The organism is Stenotrophomonas indicatrix (assembly GCF_002750975.1).
Taxonomy (GTDB): Bacteria; Pseudomonadota; Gammaproteobacteria; order Xanthomonadales; family Xanthomonadaceae; genus Stenotrophomonas; species Stenotrophomonas indicatrix.
This window is the reverse complement of record NZ_PEJS01000001.1, coordinates 1,775,990-1,795,781: the sequence shown is the minus strand read 5'-3', so window position 1 is coordinate 1,795,781 and position 19,792 is coordinate 1,775,990. Positions and strand designations below refer to the sequence as shown.

Annotated in this window: 18 protein-coding genes; all 18 read left to right on the top strand. The window is 66.9% G+C overall.

Translation table 11 applies throughout. The annotated features are described in order from the left end of the window. Window positions 1-14: 14 nt before the first annotated feature. The 18 genes from CR918_RS08315 (at window position 15) to CR918_RS08230 (ending at window position 19,698) form a co-directional block, all read left to right on the top strand. Window positions 15-764 (top strand): flagellar basal body rod protein FlgF, encoded by a 750-nt coding sequence (locus tag CR918_RS08315; RefSeq protein ID WP_025879106.1) that lies wholly within the window; start codon window positions 15-17, stop codon window positions 762-764. Between the two features lie 103 nt (window positions 765-867). Next, window positions 868-1,653, top strand: a complete 786-nt coding sequence (gene flgG, locus CR918_RS08310) for a flagellar basal-body rod protein FlgG (RefSeq protein ID WP_025879105.1) — start codon at window positions 868-870, stop codon at window positions 1,651-1,653. A gap of 22 nt (window positions 1,654-1,675) precedes the next feature. Next, window positions 1,676-2,368: a flagellar basal body L-ring protein FlgH gene (flgH, locus tag CR918_RS08305; protein WP_025879104.1), complete on the top strand. Its 693-nt coding sequence runs from the start codon at window positions 1,676-1,678 to the stop codon at window positions 2,366-2,368. 2 nt (window positions 2,369-2,370) lie between these two features. Then, a complete protein-coding gene (locus CR918_RS08300; protein WP_025879103.1) occupies window positions 2,371-3,513 on the top strand; it encodes a flagellar basal body P-ring protein FlgI in 1,143 nt (380 codons plus the stop codon). Between the two features lies 1 nt (window position 3,514). Further along, complete coding sequence (gene flgJ / locus CR918_RS08295; RefSeq protein ID WP_099842441.1) at window positions 3,515-4,708, top strand: flagellar assembly peptidoglycan hydrolase FlgJ; 1,194 nt, start codon at window positions 3,515-3,517, stop codon at window positions 4,706-4,708. A gap of 8 nt (window positions 4,709-4,716) precedes the next feature. After that, the gene (gene flgK / locus CR918_RS08290; RefSeq protein WP_099842440.1) at window positions 4,717-6,597 is read left to right on the top strand and encodes a flagellar hook-associated protein FlgK; all 1,881 of its coding nucleotides are present in this window, start codon (window positions 4,717-4,719) and stop codon (window positions 6,595-6,597) included. Next, entirely contained in the window at window positions 6,594-7,796 is a 1,203-nt protein-coding gene (gene flgL, locus CR918_RS08285; protein ID WP_033831049.1) for a flagellar hook-associated protein FlgL, read from the top strand. Before flgK ends, flgL begins: the two co-directional genes overlap by 4 nt. A 563-nt stretch (window positions 7,797-8,359) precedes the next feature. Then, window positions 8,360-9,580: a flagellin gene (locus CR918_RS08280; RefSeq protein ID WP_099842439.1), complete on the top strand. Its 1,221-nt coding sequence runs from the start codon at window positions 8,360-8,362 to the stop codon at window positions 9,578-9,580. A gap of 72 nt (window positions 9,581-9,652) precedes the next feature. Then, window positions 9,653-10,828: a flagellin gene (locus CR918_RS08275; protein ID WP_099842438.1), complete on the top strand. Its 1,176-nt coding sequence runs from the start codon at window positions 9,653-9,655 to the stop codon at window positions 10,826-10,828. Between the two features lie 86 nt (window positions 10,829-10,914). Continuing rightward, window positions 10,915-12,093 carry a flagellin gene (locus CR918_RS08270; protein ID WP_099842437.1) on the top strand — a complete coding sequence of 393 codons (1,179 nt, stop codon included), beginning with the start codon at window positions 10,915-10,917 and terminating at the stop codon, window positions 12,091-12,093. Window positions 12,094-12,536: 443 nt separating this feature from the next. Next, on the top strand, window positions 12,537-13,955 hold the full coding sequence (fliD, locus tag CR918_RS08265; RefSeq protein ID WP_099842436.1) for a flagellar filament capping protein FliD: 1,419 nt from the start codon (window positions 12,537-12,539) through the stop codon (window positions 13,953-13,955). 129 nt (window positions 13,956-14,084) lie between these two features. Continuing rightward, window positions 14,085-14,501: a flagellar export chaperone FliS gene (gene fliS / locus CR918_RS08260; RefSeq protein WP_025879005.1), complete on the top strand. Its 417-nt coding sequence runs from the start codon at window positions 14,085-14,087 to the stop codon at window positions 14,499-14,501. Further along, the gene (locus CR918_RS08255) at window positions 14,498-14,791 is read left to right on the top strand and encodes a hypothetical protein (protein ID WP_099842435.1); all 294 of its coding nucleotides are present in this window, start codon (window positions 14,498-14,500) and stop codon (window positions 14,789-14,791) included. The genes fliS and CR918_RS08255 overlap by 4 nt, the downstream gene beginning before the upstream one ends. Continuing rightward, the gene (locus tag CR918_RS08250; protein ID WP_099842434.1) at window positions 14,788-15,366 is read left to right on the top strand and encodes a PilZ domain-containing protein; all 579 of its coding nucleotides are present in this window, start codon (window positions 14,788-14,790) and stop codon (window positions 15,364-15,366) included. Before CR918_RS08255 ends, CR918_RS08250 begins: the two co-directional genes overlap by 4 nt. 91 nt (window positions 15,367-15,457) lie before the next feature. Beyond that, window positions 15,458-16,090 carry a response regulator gene (locus tag CR918_RS08245; RefSeq protein ID WP_025879002.1) on the top strand — a complete coding sequence of 211 codons (633 nt, stop codon included), beginning with the start codon at window positions 15,458-15,460 and terminating at the stop codon, window positions 16,088-16,090. Between the two features lie 304 nt (window positions 16,091-16,394). Continuing rightward, the gene (rpoN, locus tag CR918_RS08240) at window positions 16,395-17,804 is read left to right on the top strand and encodes an RNA polymerase factor sigma-54 (protein WP_080148826.1); all 1,410 of its coding nucleotides are present in this window, start codon (window positions 16,395-16,397) and stop codon (window positions 17,802-17,804) included. Window positions 17,805-17,818: 14 nt separating this feature from the next. Further along, complete coding sequence (locus CR918_RS08235) at window positions 17,819-18,196, top strand: response regulator (RefSeq protein ID WP_025879000.1); 378 nt, start codon at window positions 17,819-17,821, stop codon at window positions 18,194-18,196. Then, window positions 18,193-19,698, top strand: a complete 1,506-nt coding sequence (locus CR918_RS08230; RefSeq protein ID WP_099842433.1) for a sigma-54 dependent transcriptional regulator — start codon at window positions 18,193-18,195, stop codon at window positions 19,696-19,698. Before CR918_RS08235 ends, CR918_RS08230 begins: the two co-directional genes overlap by 4 nt. Window positions 19,699-19,792 lie beyond the last annotated feature (94 nt).

The following is a 19,792-nucleotide window of genomic DNA, read 5'->3' as shown; positions in this document are numbered from 1 at the left end:
ACGGAACTCCCCGCATGGATAAAGCCCTTTACGTGGCGATGACCGGTGCCCGCGCCTCCCTGCAGGCGCAGGGAACGCTCAGCCACAACCTCGCCAACTCGGACACCCCCGGCTTCAAGGAAGCGCTGGCCAACACCGAAGCCTTCCCGATCCGTGGCCCGGGCTTTGCCTCGCGGGTGGATGCACTGCACGTCGATGCGGGTTTCAACCGCACGGCCGGCGCGCAGCACATCACCGGCAAGCCGCTGGACCTGTCGTTGCAGACCGGCACCTGGCTTGCCGTGCAGTCCACCGATGGCAGCGAGGCCTACACCCGTGGCGCCGCGCTGTCGGTGACCCCGAACGGCCAGCTGGTGACCTCCAGCGGCCGTCCGGTGCTGGACGACAACAACAACCCGATCGCGATTCCGCCCTACCAGGCGATGGAGATCGGCAACGACGGCACGATCTCGATCATCCCGCAGGGCGAAGGCCCGCAGACGATGGCGATGATCGGCCGGATCAAGGTGGTGCAGGCGCCGGATGATCGCCTCGAACGCGGCCTGGATGGCCTGTTCCGCAATACCGATCCGCTGCAGCCGTTCGCCCAGGCGCAGGGCACGGCGGTGCACAGCGGCCAGCTGGAAGGCAGCAACGTCGATGCCGCCGGCGCGCTGGTGCAGATGATCCAGCTGCAGCGCCAGTACGAAATGCAGGTGCAGGTGATCAAGCACGGCGATGACAACGCGCGCAGCGCCAACAGCCTGTTGCGCCTGGGCAGCTGACGGAATTCCGGCACCGGCCCGCGCCGGTGCTGGCACGCCGCTTGCACTCCCTACCCCATGGGCCGCACCGCGCGGCCGGCTTCACCCAGACAGGACTCCGAAGATGAACCAGGCATTGTGGATCGCGAAAACCGGACTGGATGCGCAGCAGATGCGCATGTCGGTGGTTTCCAACAACCTCGCCAACACCAACACCACCGGCTTCAAGCAGGACCGCGCCAGCTTCGAGGACCTGTTGTACCAGCAGGTGCGCCAGCCCGGCGGTTCCTCTTCGGCACAGACCCAGCTGCCCACCGGCCTGCAGATCGGCACCGGCGTGCGCGTGGTGGCCACCGCCAAGAACTTCGAGCAGGGCAGCCAGCAGCAGACCGGCCGCGCGCTTGACGTGATGGTAAACGGCCGCGGCTTCTTCGAAGTGCAGATGCCCGACGGCAGCTCGGCCTACACCCGCGACGGCTCGTTCAAGATCAACCAGGACAGCGAGCTGGTCACCAACAGCGGCTACCCGGTGCAGCCGGGCATCCAGATTCCCGAAGGCGCGCAGTCGGTGACCATCGGCACCGACGGCACCATCAGCGTGAAGATGGCCGACGGCGCGGCATCGGTGGAAGTGGGTGCATTGACCCTTACCGACTTCGTCAATCCGGCGGGCCTGCAGGCACGTGGTGAAAACCTGTTCCTGGAAACCACCGCCTCCGGCCCGGCGCAGAACGGCAATCCCGGCCTGAACGGCCTGGGCACCGTGGTGCAGGGTGCGCTGGAAGGCAGCAACGTCAACGTGGTGGAAGAGCTGGTGTCGATGATCGAAACCCAGCGCGCCTACGAAATGAACGCCAAGGCGATCTCGACCACCGACTCGATGCTCGGCTACCTCAGCAACAAGCTCTGACCGCCCTCACCGGGAAACTGCCATGTCGCCCCTTTCTTCCTTCGCCCGTACTGCCCTCGCCTGCGCCGTGGCTGCCCTGCTCGGCGGCTGCGTGATCGCTGGCGACGTGCGCCCCTATCCGACGATGGCGCCGTTGCAGCCGATCATGCCGCCGCAGGCCGAACCGACCGCCGGCGCGATCTACGCCGCCGGCCCGACCCTGCAGCTGTATTCGGACCGCCGTGCGCGCGATGTCGGCGACCTGCTGACCATCACCCTGCTGGAAAACACCACCGCGCAGACCAGCGCCAACACCGCCACCAACAAGGAATCGAACCTGAGCCTCGGCACGCCGTCGATTCTCGGTGCACCGGTCACCCTGGGCGGCAAGGACATCCTGAGTGCAACGGCCAAGGGCGCACGCGACTTCACCGGCAAGGGCAACAGCGCGCAGAGCAACCGCCTGCAGGGCAACGTGACCGTGACCGTGGTGCAGCGCCTGCCCAACGGCAACCTGGTGGTGCAGGGGCAGAAGAACCTGCGCCTGAACCAGGGTGATGAGCTGGTGCAGGTACAGGGCATCGTGCGCCCCGGCGACATCAGCGCGGACAACACCGTGCCTTCCAGCCGCGTGGCCGAAGCGCGCATCGTCTATGGCGGCCGCGGCCCTGTCGCGCAGTCCAACGCGATGGGTTGGCTGAGCCGCTTCTTCAACTCCGGCCTGACGCCGTTCTGAGTATGGCCATGAAACTCTCCTTCTCTTCTTCCTGGCAGCGACGCGCAGCGTCGCTCTACTGTGCCGTGTTCATGGTCTTCGCAGTGGCTGCCCCCGCCAGCGCCGAGCGCATCAAGGACCTGGCCCAGGTGGGGGGCGTGCGCGGCAATGCACTGGTGGGTTACGGCCTGGTGGTCGGCCTGGATGGCAGCGGCGACCGCACCAGCCAGGCGCCCTTCACCGTGCAGAGCCTGAAGAACCTGCTGGGCGAGCTGGGCGTCAACGTACCGGCCAACGTCAACCCGCAGCTGAAGAACGTGGCGGCAGTGGCGATCCACGCCGAGCTGCCGCCGTTCGCCAAGCCCGGCCAGCCGATCGACATCACCGTGTCCTCGATCGGCAACGCCGTGTCGCTGCGCGGTGGCTCGCTGCTGATGGCGCCGCTGCGCGGTGCCGACGGCCAGGTCTACGCGATTGCCCAGGGCAACCTGATCGTGGGCGGCTTCGGTGCACAGGGCAAGGACGGTTCGCGCGTCTCGGTGAACGTGCCCAGCGTCGGCCGCATCCCCAACGGTGCGACCGTTGAGCGCGCCCTGCCGGATGTGTTCGGTGCCAGCGGCGAGATCACCCTGAACCTGCACAACAGCGACTTCACCACCATCTCGCGGATGGTCGGTGCGCTCAACAATGCTTTCGGCGAGGGTTCGGCGCGTGCCGTGGACGGCGGTACCGTTGCCGTGCGTGCGCCCACCGATGCCGGTGCGCGCATCGGCCTGCTGGCCCGTATCGAAAACCTGGAACTGACCCCGGGCGCTGCACCGGCCAAGGTAGTGGTCAACTCGCGTACCGGCACCGTGGTCATCGGCCAGCAGGTGCGTGTCGGCCCGGCCGCGATCTCGCATGGCTCGTTGACGGTGACCATCCAGGAAAACACCAACGTCAGCCAACCCAACGCTTTTGCCGGTGGCCAGACCGTGGCCACGCCGCAGTCGACCATCACCGCTACCAACGATGGCAGCCGGATGTTCAAGTTCAACGGCGGCACCACCCTGGACGAGATCGTGCATGCGGTGAACGCCGTTGGCGCGGCACCGGGTGACCTGATCGCGATCCTGGAAGCACTGAAGCAGGCCGGCGCCCTGAGCGCCGAGCTCGAGGTGATCTGACATGCGCATCACTCCCGCATTCGAACTCAGCCCGGCCCAGCAGAACGACCCGGCCAAGATCGACAAGGTCGCGCGCCAGCTTGAAGGCCAGTTCGCGCAGATGCTGGTCAAGAGCATGCGTGACGCCAGCTTCGGCGATTCGCTGTTCCCGGGTGAGAACAAGATGTTCCGGGAGATGTACGACCAGAAGATCGCCGAGGCGATGACCCGCGGCAAGGGCCTGGGCCTGTCGAGCATGATCACCCGCCAGTTGTCCGGCGCGCAGGCCGACGGCCCGGCGCTGGATACCCGGGTGGACCCGGCCAAGGCCAGCCGCGCCTACCAGCTCAATGCGCCCGCAGCGCCGTCGCTGCCGCTGCAGGACGCCGGCCAGGCCGTGCGCATGCTGCAGCAGATGGCGGCCGGTGTGCAGGATGGCGCGCAGTCCTCCCTCGCCCCGATGGAGCAGGCGCTGGACCTGATTGCGGGCCGGGAAAGCAGCGGCATGCATCGGTCGCTGGGTACCGACGATCCCTATGCCGGTGCCATCGGTGGCGCCGATTGGGCCGCTGCCAGCGACCAGTGGGCGCCGACCGCCAGCAACCGCGGCAGCAGCGGCACCCCGGCCGATGCACTGGCCACGCGCACCGCCGTCGCCCAGTTGGGCGCACACACCCCGGAGGGCTTCGTCGCCAGCATCTGGCAGCACGCGCAGAGCGCGGCCAAGGAACTGGGCGTGGACGCGCGCGCCCTGGTTGCCCAGGCAGCGCTGGAAACCGGCTGGGGCAAGCGCCAGATCAAGCATGCCGATGGCAGCACCTCGCACAACCTGTTCGGCATCAAGGCCACCGGCTGGAAGGGCCAGAGCGCTACCGCCGGCACCCATGAGTATGTCGATGGCGTGCGCCGCAACGAGACCGCCAGCTTCCGCGCCTACACCTCGCCCGCAGAGAGCTTTGCCGACTACGTGCGCCTGCTGAAGACCAGCCCGCGCTACCAGCAGGCACTGCAGGCCGGCACCGATGTGCAGGGCTTCGCGCGCGGCCTGCAACGCGCCGGCTACGCCACCGACCCGCGCTACGCGGCCAAGATCGCCGCGATCGCCGGCGGCCCGACCATCGAGCGCGCCGTGGCCGCCGTGGCCGACGCCGGCTCACGCATCGGCCAGACCTTCGCCAGCACCGCAACCGCGGCGCTGGGTATCACCCGTCGTTGAGGAACCCCATGTCCAGCGTACTTTCCACCGGTACCAGTGCCCTGCTCGCCTTCCAGCGTGCGTTGGCCACCACCAGCCACAACGTGGCCAACCTCAACACTCCCGGCTACAGCCGGCAGAAGGTCGACTTCGCCACCGCCACCCCGCAGAACTACGGCTATGGTGACGTTGGCAACGGCACCCGCATCGTCGACATCCGCCGCGCCGCCGACCAGCTGGCGATCTCGCGCCTGCTCGACAGCGGCGGCGAACTGGCACGCCTGAAGCAGCTCTCGGGCATGGCCGACCGGGTCAATGCCCTGTTCTCCGACGCGGCCACCAACGTGGCCGGGGTCTGGTCGAGCTTTTTCGATACCGTCAGCGGCCTGTCCTCCAACGCAGCGGGCACGGCCGACCGGCAGAACATGCTCGATGGCGCCAAGGCCCTGGCCAACCGCTTCAGCCAGCTCAACACCCACCTGAACAACCTCAATGGCGAGGTCAACAACGGATTGATGGCCGGTGCCACCGAAGTCAACCGGCTGGCGTCGGAGATCGCGCAGATCAACGGTGCCATCGGCACCAACATCGCCAACGCCGCACCCGACCTGCTGGACCGCCGCGACCAGCTGATCTCGCAGCTGGTGGGCTACACCGGCGGCACCGCGGTGATCCAGGACGGCGGCATCATGAACGTCTACACCGCCGGCGGCCAGGCGCTGGTGGTGGGCACCACTGCATCGAAGGTCACCACGGTGGCCGACCCGTACCAGCCCGAGCGCCTGCAGCTGGCGCTGCAGACCCAGGGCGGCACCATCACCCTGGACCCGAAGGCCGTGGGCGGCCAGATCGGCGGCCTGCTCGAGTTCCGCGACACCGTGCTGACCCCGGCCCAGGCCGAACTGGGCAAGCTGGCTGTGGGCCTGGCCGAGACGTTCAACAGCACCCATCGCCAGGGCGTGGATCTGTACGGACAGATGGGCGGCGACTTCTTCAACATCGGCACGCCGCGTGTCACCGGCAATGCCGGCAACACCGGCACCGGCGCGATCACCGCCAGCTACGGCGACCTCGGCAAGCTGGAAGCACAGAACATCGTGCTCAAGTTCGATGGCAGCAACTGGGCCGCCAGCCGCGCCGACACCGGCGCCAGCGTCCCGCTGACCGGCACCGGTACCGCTGCCGACCCGTTGATCATCAACGGCGTGAAGCTGGTGGTGGGGGGCAGCCCGGCGGCCAACGACCGCTTCCTGCTGCAGCCGACGGCTGGCGTAGCCGGCAGCCTGGAGATGGCGATCACCGATCCGTCGCGCATTGCCGCGGCCGCCGCCATCAAGGGCGCTGCCGCACTGGCCAACACCGGCACCGGCAAGCTGAGCGGCGTGACCGTGACCGATGCGGCCAACGCCAACCTGCGCAATCCTGCTGCGATCGTGTTCACCTCGGCCACCACCTACACCATCGATGGCGGCCCGCCGCAGACCTATACGCCCGGGCAGACCATCAGCGCCAACGGCTGGAGCTTCGTGCTCGATGGCGTGCCGAAGAATGGCGACACCTTCAACATCACCCCGACTCCGGCCGGCTCGTCGGACAACAGCAATGCCACCAAGCTGTCCAAGGTGGAATCGGCCAAGGCGTTCAACGCCGGCACGGTGACGCTGGGCGGCGCATTGGGCGGGCTGACCACCCAGGTCGGTGCAGCAGCGCGTTCGGCGGAGTATTCGCTGGGGGCGCAGCAGGTGATCGCCGACCAGGCACAGGCAGCGCGTGACGAAGTGTCCGGCGTCAACCTCGATGAGGAGGCGGCCGACATGCTGCGCCTGCAACAGGCCTACCAGGCCGCCTCGCAGTTGATCTCCACCGCCGATTCCATGTTCCAGACCATCCTGGGAGCCGTGCGCCGATGAGCAACCGCATCTCCACCGGAATGATGTACAGCCAGTCGGTTGCGCTGATGATGGCCAAGCAGGCCAAGCTCAGCCACCTGGAACAGCAGATCGCCACCGGCAGCAAGATCGTCAGCGCCAAGGACGATCCGGTCGCTGCAGGCGCTGCGGTGGGCCTGGACCGCAGCCTGGCCGCACTGGAACGCATGAAGCTCAATGGCAACAACGTGCAGAACCGCCTGGGCGTGCAGGAAAACACCCTGGCCCAGGTCAACGACCTGATGGCGCGCGTCAACGATCTGACCATCCAGGCCAGCAATCCCGCCTTGAGTGCGCCCGACAAGAAGACCCTGATCACCGAGTTGAACCAGATCCGCGAGGGCCTGCTGTCGCTGGCCAACAGCAGCGACGGCACCGGCCGCTACGTGTTCGGCGGCACCAACGACAGCGATCCGCCGTTCGCCAAGATTGACGGCAAGGTTGTCTATCGCGGCGACCAGACCCAGCGCCAGGTGGAAGTCGGCCCGGATACCTACGTGCGCGACGCCCTGCCCGGCAGCGAGATCTTCCTGCGCATCCCCACCGGCGATGGCTTCGTCGATGGCAGCGCAGCGGCAGGCAACGCCGGCAACGGCGTGCTGACCAACATCACCCGTGATGGCAGCGACAGCTGGAACGGGCAATCGTTCAGCGTGCGCTTCACCGCAGCCGATCAGTACGAAGTGCTGGACGGCGCCGGCAACGTAACCGGCACCGGCACCTACAAGGCCGGCAGCGAACTGGAGATCAATGGCGTTCGCCTGCAGATCGCTGGCGCGCCAGCAACAGGTGACAGCTTCAACGTGCAGGCCGCCAGCAGCCGCGACATCTTCGGCACCATGGACAAGCTGATCGCCGCACTGGATGCCGATACCGGCACCCCGGCGAAGATGGCCGCGCAGCAGAACGAGCTGCAGAGCGCATTGCGTGATGTCGGCCGCGCGGCGGAACGGATGATCGATTCGCGCGCTGCCGGTGGCGCGCAGCTGAAGGCGCTGGACAACGCGGCGGAGATGCGTGAGGCCAATGGCGTGACGCTGAAGACCACGCTGTCGGAGATGCGCGACCTGGACTACGCCGATGCGTTGAGCCAGTACCAGCTGGAAAGCACCGCGCTGCAGGCGGCACAGACGCTGTTCTCGCAGATGCAGTCGATGTCGCTGTTCAACAAGATCCGCTGATTCCACGCGCCAGCGCTGGAGCCCAAGGCCGCGATGCCCTGCATCGCGGCCTTTTTCGTTTCGGCGGTCATGTACCGCTGCGCTCGCCGGGCATGGCCCGGCGCTACCGAAGGGTTGGCCATGCCCGGCGGATGTTCCGAAGGGTTGGCCATGGTAGCGCCGGGCCACGCCCGGCGGATGTTCCGAAGCGCTGGCTCTGGTAGCGCCGGGCCATGCCCGACGGATGTTGCGAAGCGCTGGCTCTGGTAGCGCCGGGCCATGCCCGGCGGATGTTCCGAGATCGCCCATCAAGCCCAGCCGGCCCCCGCCGATACCTTCATCAGCGTGGGTTGGGCATGCCCGACCGCCCCTACCAGGAGTTGCCTTGACGCTTCTCCAGGGCGGAAATCCCCGGAAAAACAGCTTTCAGCGACGAAATTCGGTTGCAACGAAATTCCCGGCTAAAGGTTGTTGACAAAGCGCCGTTATTCATTTGGCAACGGCGAAGCACACAGCCAAACAAAAAAATCAGGCGGCGCTTCGTTCCATTCACCAACGGGTTCCACATAAGAGGAGACGACCCCATGGCACAGGTAATCAACACCAATACGATGTCGCTCAACGCTCAGCGCAACCTGAGCACCAGCGGCAGCTCGCTCGCCACCACCATCCAGCGCCTCTCGTCCGGCCTGCGCATCAACAGCGCGAAGGACGACGCCGCCGGCCTGGCCATCAGCGAGCGCTTCACCACCCAGATCCGTGGTCTGGACGTGGCCATCCGCAACGCCAACGACGGCATCTCGCTGGCCCAGGTGGCCGAGGGCTCGCTGAACGAAGTGGGCAACAACCTGCAGCGCATCCGCGAACTGGGCGTGCAGGCCTCCAACGCCACCAACTCGGCCAGCGACCGCAAGGCGCTGCAGGCTGAAGTGACCCAGCTGGTCAGCGAAATCGACCGCGTCGCCAAGCAGGCTGACTTCAACGGCACCAAGCTGCTGGACGGTTCGTTCACCAGCCAGCTGTTCCAGGTCGGCGCCAACGCCGGCCAGGCCATCGCCATCAACAGCGTGGTCAACGCCAAGGCCGATTCGCTGGGCGCGGCCAGCTTCGCCAACGTCTACACCGGCACCAGCCTGGCTGCAGCCGACAAGGCCACCGCCGATACCACCTACTCCGGCCTGCAGATCTCGGTGACCCCGCCGGGCGGCGCCGCCACCACGGTCACCATCAGCGACTTCACCGTGAAGGCAGGCGAATCGATCACCTCGGCCACCGCGGCCGCGATCAACAACAAGCTGGGCGAAACCGGCGTGGTCGCCTCCGTCAACGCCGGCGTGGTCAGCCTGGCCTCGGTCAAGGACGGCCAGACCTTCGCTCTGGGTGTCAGCGCGGCGACGCCGCCGGCCGGCGCCACCGCCGCCACCATCGCCGGCCTGGGCCTGACCGAGACCAGCACCAACGGCGGCACGCTGACCGGTGCAACGGCCAGCTTCGTCAAGGACCTGAACGTCACCACGGCCGAAGGCGCACAGAAGGCGATGTCCATCGTCGACAAGGCCCTCGAATCGGTCAACAGCGTGCGCGCCGACCTCGGCGCGATCCAGAACCGCTTCACCTCGGTGGTCGCCAACCTGCAGACCTCCTCGGAGAACCTGTCCGCATCGCGCAGCCGCATCCGCGATACCGACTTCGCCAAGGAAACCGCCGAGCTGACCCGCACCCAGATCCTGCAGCAGGCCGGTACGGCCATGCTGGCCCAGGCCAACCAGGTACCGCAGAACGTGCTCAGCCTGTTGCAGCGCTGACATGAGCCGCCCCCGGGGCACGTCGGGGGCGTCTAACCCAACTCACGTGCAACCGCTCAAGGACCTCTCCTCATGGCACAAGTAATCAACACCAACACGATGTCGTTGAATGCTCAGCGTAACCTGAGCACCAGCGGCAGCTCGCTGGCCACCACCATCCAGCGCCTGTCCTCCGGTTCGCGCATCAACAGTGCCAAGGACGATGCGGCCGGTCTGGCGATCTCCGAGCGCTTCGGCACCCAGATCCGCGGCACCGACGTGGCCATCCGCAATGCCAACGACGGCATCTCGCTGGCACAGGTCGCCGAAGGTTCGCTGACCGAAATCGGCAACAACCTGCAGCGCGTCCGCGAGCTGTCGGTGCAGGCCTCCAACGCCACCAACTCGGCCAGCGACCGCAAGGCGCTGCAGGCCGAAGTGACCCAGCTGGTTTCGGAAATCGACCGCGTCGCCAAGCAGTCGGACTTCAACGGCACCAAGCTGCTGGACGGCACCTTCTCCAGCCAGCTGTTCCAGGTCGGCGCCAACGCTGGCCAGGCCATCGCAATTGATAAGACCATCGATGCCAAGGCCAATGCCCTGGGTGGTGCGCAGTTCTCCAGCGGCACGGCGACGGCAATCGCCGGCACTGCCGACACGGACACTGCGATCGGCGCGTTCACCATCACCGACAGCAAGGGCACCGTCTTCAATTTCGGCGCCATGACCGTCAAGAGCGTCGGTGACGCTGCGGCCAACACCGCTGCAAACGGCAAGGCCGTCGTTGCCGCGATCAACGCCAAGATTGGTGAGACCGGCGTGCTGGCGGAGGCCGATGCCGCTGGCGCCCTGACCCTGACCTCGGTCAAGGACAGCGTGAACAACGCAGGCGCATTCACCGCCATCGCCAGCTCGCTGGCCGGGTTCGCCGCTGCCACTCCTGTGCCGGGCAAGCAGTTCGCCGACAAGATCGACGTGTCCACCGTTAAGGGTGCACAGCAGGCGATGGAAGTGGTCGACAAGGCCCTGGGTGCGATCAACAGCACCCGCGCCGACCTCGGTGCGATCCAGAACCGCTTCACCTCGGTCGTTGCCAACCTGCAGACCTCCTCGGAGAACCTGTCGGCGTCGCGCAGCCGCATCAAGGACACCGACTTCGCCAAGGAAACCGCTGAGCTGACCCGCACCCAGATCCTGCAGCAGGCCGGTACGGCCATGCTGGCCCAGGCCAACCAGGTGCCGCAGGGCGTGCTCAGCCTGCTGCGCTGATCCGCTCCTTGATCGACCACCGGGCGGCGGCCGAGCTGCCGCCCGGTTCCTGAAATACGTTCCACCTTCGCCAAAGGAAAAGCACCATGGCACAAGTCATCAACACCAACACCATGTCCCTGAATGCTCAGCGCAACCTGAGCACCAGCGGCAGCTCGCTCGCTACCACCATCCAGCGCCTGTCCTCCGGTTCGCGCATCAACAGCGCCAAGGACGATGCGGCCGGCCTGGCGATCTCCGAGCGCTTCGGCACCCAGATCCGCGGCACCGACGTGGCCATCCGCAATGCCAACGACGGCATCTCGCTGGCCCAGGTTGCCGAAGGTTCGCTGACCGAAATCGGCAACAACCTGCAGCGCGTCCGCGAGCTGTCGGTGCAGGCCTCCAACGCCACCAACTCGGCCAGTGACCGCAAGGCGCTGCAGGCCGAAGTGACCCAGCTGGTCTCGGAAATCGACCGCGTCGCCAAGCAGTCGGACTTCAACGGCACCAAGCTGCTGGACGGCACCTTCTCCAGCCAGCTGTTCCAGGTCGGCGCCAACGCCGGCCAGGCCATCGCCATCGATAAGACCATCGATGCCAAGGCTGGCTCGCTGGGCACCTCGACCTTCGCGAGCGGTGCAACTGACGCACTTGTCGCCAGCACCGACGGTGCACGCATCACGGGCAAGGTGATGGGCGTCGACATCGGCACCGTCGAGATCAAGGCCGGCGCCACCACTGCGGACGCGTCCAAGGCCGTCGCTACGGCAATCAACGCCAAGATCGGTGAAGCCGGCATTTACGCCGAAGCCAATGCCGATGGCACGATGAAGCTGACCTCGGTGAAGGAAGGCAAGACAGTCGCCGTCGCCGACATCGCTTTGGAGCGCAGCGACCTGAACGCTGGCACTGGCGTGTGGGGAGCCAAGGCGGCTGCAGCGGGATACACCGCTGGAACCGAAACCGCCGCCAACGTGCAGAAACTCGACGTAAGCACGGTCCTCGGTGCACAGCAGGCAATGGAAGTGGTCGACAAGGCCCTGGGTGCGATCAACAGCACCCGCGCCGACCTCGGCGCGATCCAGAACCGCTTCACCTCGGTCGTTGCCAACCTGCAGACCTCCTCGGAGAACCTGTCGGCGTCGCGCAGCCGCATCAAGGACACCGACTTCGCCAAGGAAACCGCTGAGCTGACCCGCACCCAGATCCTGCAGCAGGCCGGTACGGCCATGCTGGCCCAGGCCAACCAGGTGCCGCAGGGCGTGCTCAGCCTGCTGCGCTGATCCACGGCAAGAAGGCGCCGCTACCGTCGGGTTCAACCGACGGTAGCGGCAACCCGACAGCCACGGCGTACTCAGGTGCCGGCCATGCCCGGCCCGGGAAGCTTCCCGAACCGGCTTGGCATCGCCCGCCCCTGCGGACCTCTCTTTCAGCGTTGTGCATGTTGACTGTACGTACCGGGCGGCTTCGTCTCCCCCCGATTGTCAGTAGCCTGATCCCTCCCCTGCATTGGGGGAGGGTTTTTTACAGACCCCCGGCAGCCCGCGGTGAACCCACCCGCGCCCTGCCCCAGACCTCCTGCAACCGGCGTGCCAGAGCCGCCCCACCGGCCAGTGGCACGGCGCATGCATCAACGAAGTCCTCAAGACCCAGCGGCACAGGCCGCTATTTTCGTTGACGACGGGCCGCTGCACGACGGCCAGGCCCGTATACCAGGAGAAACGACGTGGCAGACTTTGGATACGGTGGCATTGGCTCAGGGCTGGACATCTCCAGCATCGTCAACCAGCTGGTCGCAGCGGACCGCAAGCCGGCCGACAATGCGCTGAACCTGCAGCAGTCCAAGACCAAGATGCAGCTGTCGTCGCTCGGCACGGTCACCTCGGCCTTCGACAAGCTGAAGACCGCCCTGACCGCGTTGAAGGCCACCACCGCCTTCGACACCCGTACCGTCAGCGCAACCGGCAAGGCCGGCCCCAACAACGCCGACGATGTGTTGACCGCATCGGTGGCGCTGTATGACCTCGGCACCAGCAAGGCGGCCGCAGCCAACGGTACCCACAAGATCGAGGTGAAGAACCTGGCGTCGGCGCACAAGCTGATTGCCGACACGTCGGTGCCCAAGACCGATACCTTCGGTGCCGGAACCTTGACGCTGACCGTCGGCGTGGGCGACAAGGCCAAGACGATGAACGTGCAGGTGGAGGAAGGCGACACGCTTACCACCGTCCGCAACAAGATCGATGCCGCCGGCCGCAAGGAAGGCGTGCAGGCCACGCTGATCAGCTCCGGCGACAACCAGTACCTGTCCATCGCCCAGGAAAAGACCGGCGCGGCCAGCGCGATCAAGCTGGAATACGCCGGCAGCGATCCCAAGCTGGGCGCACTGGTCGGCAGCCTGAAGGAGAACAGCCCCGCCAAGGATGCGGTGCTGACCATTGACGGCGTGGAAGTGGTGAGTGCCAGCAACACCGTGACCGACGCGGTGCCAGGCCTGACCCTGAACCTGAAGGTGCCGGGCCTGAGCACCGTCACCATCAGCACCGACACTACTGCCGCAACCAAGGTGATGCAGGAGTTCGTCACCGCCTACAACGCGGCCATCGCGGCGATCAACACCGAAACCAAGTACGACCCGAAGACCAAGGAAGCCGCCGCGCTGACCGGCGATGCGCAGATGCGGGGTGCAATCGCGCAGCTGCGCTCGACGATGTCCGGCGTGCTCAAGGACCTGGCAGGCGACCAGCTGGACGCCAAGGCACTGGGCCTGCAGACCCGCGGCTATCCCAACGCCGATGGCACCCTGGTGCTGGACAGCACCAAGTTCGCCGCAGCCCTCGCCGCGCAGCCGGAGAAGATCCGCCAGGCGGTCACCGGCGATACCGGTGGTGCCGGCCGGCTGTATTCACTGGTGGACGGCTACGTCAGCACCACGGTTGGCAAGGAAGGCGCCTTCGTCGCCCGCACCAAGGGGCTGAACACCACGCTGGACAACATCGACAAGCGCCGCAAGGACCTGGACGCGCGCATGGTCGGTGTCGAAGCCCGTTACAAGAAACAGTTCGTGGCATTGGACAGCCTGATGGGCAAGCTGCAGCAGAGCAACACCGCCCTGCAGCAGCAGCTGGCCCAGTTGAACCGCTGAGGAAACACGCACGGCGCTCAAGTTTGGCGCCGTACGCACCGATAACGGACGCAACAGCAATCATCGCAGTGCCGGCGTCAACGGTCCCTTCGACCGCACCCCGGCACCCCGCGCAAGGGAGAATCACGAATGTACGGTTCCAGCCGTCAGTACGCCGAGCAATACCGCCAGGTGGGTGTGACCAGTGCGGTCGCCGATGCCGATCCGCACAAACTGGTGGCGCTGCTGCTGTCTGGCGCGCTGGAGCGCGTGCGCCGTGCACAAGCCACCCTCGACCAGGGCGACCAGGCCGGCAAGGGCAAGGCGATCGGCGAGGCATGCGCGATCGTCGCCCACCTCAACGGCTCGCTGGACCATGAAGCCGGCGGCGAAATCGCCGGCAACCTGTCGGCGCTGTACGACTACCTGCTGCAGCGCCTGACCGAAGCCAACCTGCACAACGACCGCGCCGCGCTGGACGAATCGCTGCAGCTGCTGGGCGAGATCGACGGTGCCTGGAATGCCATTCCGCACGAACAGCGCCGTCCCGCGGCGGTGGCGCCATGAGCCTGCTTGAACTCAACGCGCAGCTGGATGCCTTCGAGAAGGCCCTCCACGAAGAGGCCTTCGAACAGGCCGACAGCCTGCTCGATGGCCATGACAGCACCCTGCACGCACTGCTGAGCCAGCCGCTGGGCAGCGCCGACCACGCGCCGCTGTCGGCCCTGCTGGAGCGCCAGCAGAGCCTGCTCGGCCTGCTGCGCCAGCGTCGCGACGCAGTCTCCCTGCAGATGCAGGACGGCCGCCGCTCCCTTCGCGCCGCGCATGCCTACCTGCAGGCAGAATCGCTGGCATGACCGTGCTGCCGACCACGTCCCTGCACCACCCGGCTGAAAGCGAGCTGTTCGACGAAACGCTCAGCTGTGAACTGGCCCTGCCCGCCGAGTTCCAGGCCGGCAGTGCAGTGGGCCGGACCAGCAGTGCCGAAGGCCTGCTGCGCAGCCTGGCACTGGTCGAAGACAGCCGCATCGACGAACACGAAGAACGCAGCGAAGCCAGCCTGCAGCTGCAGCGCCTGGAAGCCAAGGTGGACCTGACCATGGTCCTGCTCGGCCGCCTGATCCGCCAGCAGGGCCAGGAACCAACGCTGCGTCCGGTGCGCTGGTCGCGCCGTGGCATCCGCCTGCAGCTGGGCCCACGCAGCGGCAGCACGCCCGGCCAGGCCGGCGTTGTCCGCCTGCAACCCAGCGACTGGCTGCCCGACCATATCGACCTGCCGGTGGAAGTCGTCGCCGAAGCGGCCGATGGCGGTGGTGGTCACTATCTGTGGCTGCGCTTCCATCGCCTCGGCGATGGCCTGGAAATGGCGATGGAACGGCATCTGTTCCGGCTGCACCGCCGGCAGGTGGCCGAGGCCCGCCGCGCACGCTGAAATCTGCCACCATGCAGGCGGACGGACAGCCCTTGGCGTGCCCGTTCAGCTAAGTTAAGGTGGACCCCCCTCCCCAACCTCCAGCGTGCCTGTGCGAGTTCTCATCGTCGACGATCACACCCTGGTTCGCGCCGGCCTGGCGCGGCTGCTGCAGGGGTTTGCCGACGTGCAGCTCGTCGCCGAGGCCAGCAATGCCGAACAGGCACTGCAGATGGCCCTGCAGCACGCACCGGACGTGGTGTTGATGGACCTGTCGCTGCCCGGCCGCACCGGCCTGGAAGCGCTGAGCGACATCCGCCTGCGCGCCCCCGGTACGCGCATCGTGATGATGACCATGCACGACGACGCCGCCCACGTGCGCGACGCCCTGGATCGGGGTGCCGTCGGTTTCGTGGTCAAGGATGCCGCACCGCAGGAACTGGAACTGGCGCTGCGTGCCGCGCATGCAGGCCAGGTATTCCTGAGCCCGCAGATCTCGGCCAAGATGCTGGCGCCGATGCTCGGTCGCGAGAAACCGACCGGCATTGCCGCACTGTCGCCGCGCCAGCGCGAGATCCTTCGCCGCATCGGCAAGGGCGAGAGCAACAAGGAAATCGCCGCCGATCTTGGCATCAGCGTCAAGACGGTGGAGACCCATCGTGCACGCATGATGGAATCGCTGGGTTGCCGTCGCGCCAATGATCTGCTGCTGCTGGCCGCGCGCCACCAGCACGAACTGGAATGACGTCCCCGCGTCGGCGGTAACGCCGCAGCGCCACTGGCAGGGCCGGCCGGCGCCGAAATACCGTCACCCATACGCATCCCGACGGGATTCCGTACAGCACGCACGACCTGCCACCGTGGCCGCTGACCACGAATCAATGACTTGGCGCGCGCAATCGTCAAAATCCCGCGCTTGTGTAGGGGTTTTCCCTACACGGTGTCGGGAACACCACCAACACCCTCAGGAACCCCCCGATTCCGCCCTTGCCGGATCAAAAGCAAGATGTGTTCCACAAGGCGTCGGGGAGCGGCGCCGGGGAACCACGATGAAGGCTGCACTCTCGACCCAGCTGGGCCAACAACTTCACCTCACCCCGCAGTTGCTGCAGTCGATCCGGCTGCTGCAGCTCGACGGCCTGCACCTGGAACAGGAAATCCAGCGCCTGCTGGACTCCAATCCGCTGCTGGAAATCGAAGACGCCGAAGCGCCCGCCGCCGAAGCTACCGATCCGGCCACCACCACGCTGGATACGGCCGCGTTCGACGAACTGCCCGAATCCTCGATGTGGGAGGTGTCCGGCGCCAACTGGCAGGACGGCGACGACGACCGCATGGCGCGCATCGCCGCTGGCGAGTCGAGCGACCCGCAGCTGCGCGTGCTGCAGCGCCTGGCGCTGGACCTGGACGAGCACGAACTGGCCGTGGCCGCCTTCTGGCTGGAACACTGCGACGATGCCGGCTACCTGCAGGCACCGCTGGCGCAGCTGCAGCTGCTGGCCAGTGCGCAGTTCGACATCGATGCCGACGGCGTTGAAGCTGTCCGCCAGCACCTGCTGCAGGGCGAGCCGGCCGGCATGGCGGCGCAGGATCTGCGCGAATCGCTGCTGGCCCAGCTGTGCAGCCTGCACGGCGTGGTGCCGGCCCGGCATCTGGCTGCGCGCATCCTGCAGGGCGCGCTCGATGCCTTGGCCGCGCACGACTACCCCGCCCTCGCCCGCCAGCACGATGCCGAGATCGAGGACGTGCGCGAAGCCGTCCGCCTGATCCTGTCGCTGCAGCCGCGCCCGGGCGACAGCCTGCTGCCCGAGCGCAATGCAGTGGTGGTGCCGGACGTGGTCGCCTGGCACGCCGACGAACAATGGAAGGTGGCGCTGAACCCGGCCACCAGCCGACGGGTGTCGATCAACAGCCAGTACGAACAGGCTCTGGCTGACAGCGGTGAGGCTGCGCCGGCCCTGCGCGAGATGCTGCAGGAGGCACGCTGGTTCAGCCGCGGCCTGTCGATGCGTTACGACACCCTGCTGCGCACGGCGCGGGTGATCGTCGAGCGCCAGGCAGCCTTCCTGGTGCGTGGCGAAGAAGCCATGGCACCGCTGACCCTGAAGGAAGTGGCCGAAGAAATCGGCATGCACGAATCCACCGTTTCGCGCATCACCACCGGCAAGTACCTGCAGACCCCGCGCGGCACCTTCGAACTCAAGCACTTCTTCGCAGTGCGCCTGGAAGGGGCCAGCGTGTCCGGCCAGGCGGTCAAGGCCATGGTCCGCCGCCTGATCGACGCCGAACCGGCCGGACGCCCGCTGGCGGACGAGGCCATCGCTGGCCTGCTGTCCCGCCAAGGGGTGAACATTGCCCGTCGAACCGTCGCAAAATACCGCGAACAACTGGATATCGCCCCGGCCCGCGAACGGCGCCGGGTCAACGCCAGGCAACCGCAGCTGGCCCGGGTGGGCTGAAAAGGATGTTGGACATGAACAAGCTCACAGTTCTGCTGGTCGATGACCACGAGGGCTTCATCAACGCGGCCATGCGCCACTTCCGCAAGATCGACTGGCTGCAGATCGTCGGCAGCGCCGGCAACGGCCTGGAAGCGATCGAACGCTCGGAAAGCCTGCGCCCGCAGGTGGTGCTGATGGATCTGGCGATGCCGGAAATGGGCGGCCTGCAGGCCACCCGCCTGATCAAGTCGCAGGATGATGCCCCGTACATCGTGATCGCCAGCCACTTCGATGACGTCGAGCATCGCGAGCACGCACTGCGCGCCGGCGCCGACAACTTCGTCAGCAAGCTGTCCTACATCCAGGAAGTCATGCCGATCCTGGAAGGCCTCAGGGAGGAACGGTCGTGAGCGAATCGCGCATCCTGGTACTGGACAACGACGCGGTGCGTGCCGAGCGCACCGTGGCCCTGCTGGAATTCATGGACTTCAACCCGCGCTGGGTTTCCGACGCGGCCGATTTCGACCTGACGCGCCAGCGCCAGAACGACTGGATGGCGGTGATCGTCGGCAGCCTGGACGACAGTGCCGCCAGCACCGCCCTGTACGCCTGGCTGGGGGGCAGCAGCCTGCCGCCGCCGGTGCTGCTGGCCGACGGTGACGCGACTGCGTTCGCGCAGCGGCATGGCCTGCACGAAGCCAACATCTGGCCGCTGGAAGCACCGCTGCGTCACGCACAGATGGAAGCCCTGCTGCGCCGCGCCAGCCTCAAGCGCCTGGATGCCGAACACCAGGCCGGTGCCGTGCAGGACCAGGGCCCGACCGGCAACGGTCCGGCGGTCAGCGCACTGCGCACGATGATCGAGCAGGTCGCCGCGTTCGACACCACCGTGCTGGTGCTGGGCGAATCGGGCACCGGCAAGGAAGTGGTCTCGCGCAGCATCCACCAGCGCTCGCCGCGTCGCGATGGACCGTTCGTGGCGATCAACTGCGGCGCGATTCCGGCCGAGCTGCTGGAAAGCGAGTTGTTCGGCCACGAAAAGGGCGCCTTCACCGGCGCGCTGACCGCGCGCAAAGGCCGTTTTGAAATGGCCGAGGGCGGCACCCTGCTGCTCGATGAGATCGGCGACATGAGCCTGCCGATGCAGGTCAAGCTGCTGCGCGTGCTGCAGGAGCGCAGCTTCGAGCGCGTCGGCGGCAACCAGACCATCCGATGCAACGTGCGGGTGATCGCCGCAACCCATCGCGACCTGGAAAGCCGCATTGCCGATGGCAAGTTCCGCGAGGACCTGTTCTATCGCCTCAACGTGTTCCCGATCGATGTGCCGGCCCTGCGCGAACGTCGCGAAGACCTGCCGGCGCTGGTGGAAACCATCGCCACCCAGCTGGCGCGCACCGGCCGCGGCGAAGTGCGCTTCACCCCGGAAGCGCTGCAGGCGCTGGCCGGCTACGAATGGCCGGGCAACGTGCGCGAACTGACCAACCTGGTCGAGCGCCTGGCCGTGCTGCACCCGGCTGGCTCGGTGCGCGTGCAGGACCTGCCGGCACGCTACCGCGGCGACGCCGCGCTGGCCGTACCCGCTGTGGTCGCGGCCGCTCCGGTGGTCGCCAGCGAAGAACGCCTGGACCTGCGCAGCTTCTCGTTCCACACCCCGGGCAGCGGCAACCAGCCGTCGCTCGAGCATGGCATCGCCGTCAACCGCGCCGCAGCGCCGGCCGCGTTGCCGGACGACGGCCTGGACCTGCGCAACCACATGGCCAACATCGAACTGGGCCTGATCAACGAAGCACTGGAACGCACCCAGGGCGTGGTCGCCCACGCCGCCCAGCTGCTTGGCCTGCGCCGCACCACCCTGGTGGAAAAGCTGCGCAAGTACGGCATCGAACGCGAAGCGGCCGAACTGGCCAGCTGACACGCGTCACCAGCATGAAGGGGGCACGAACGCCTGGGCTTGCCCGGGCGTTGGTGTTTGTGGGGTCCGCCTGATGCGCGGGCGGGTGCGACGG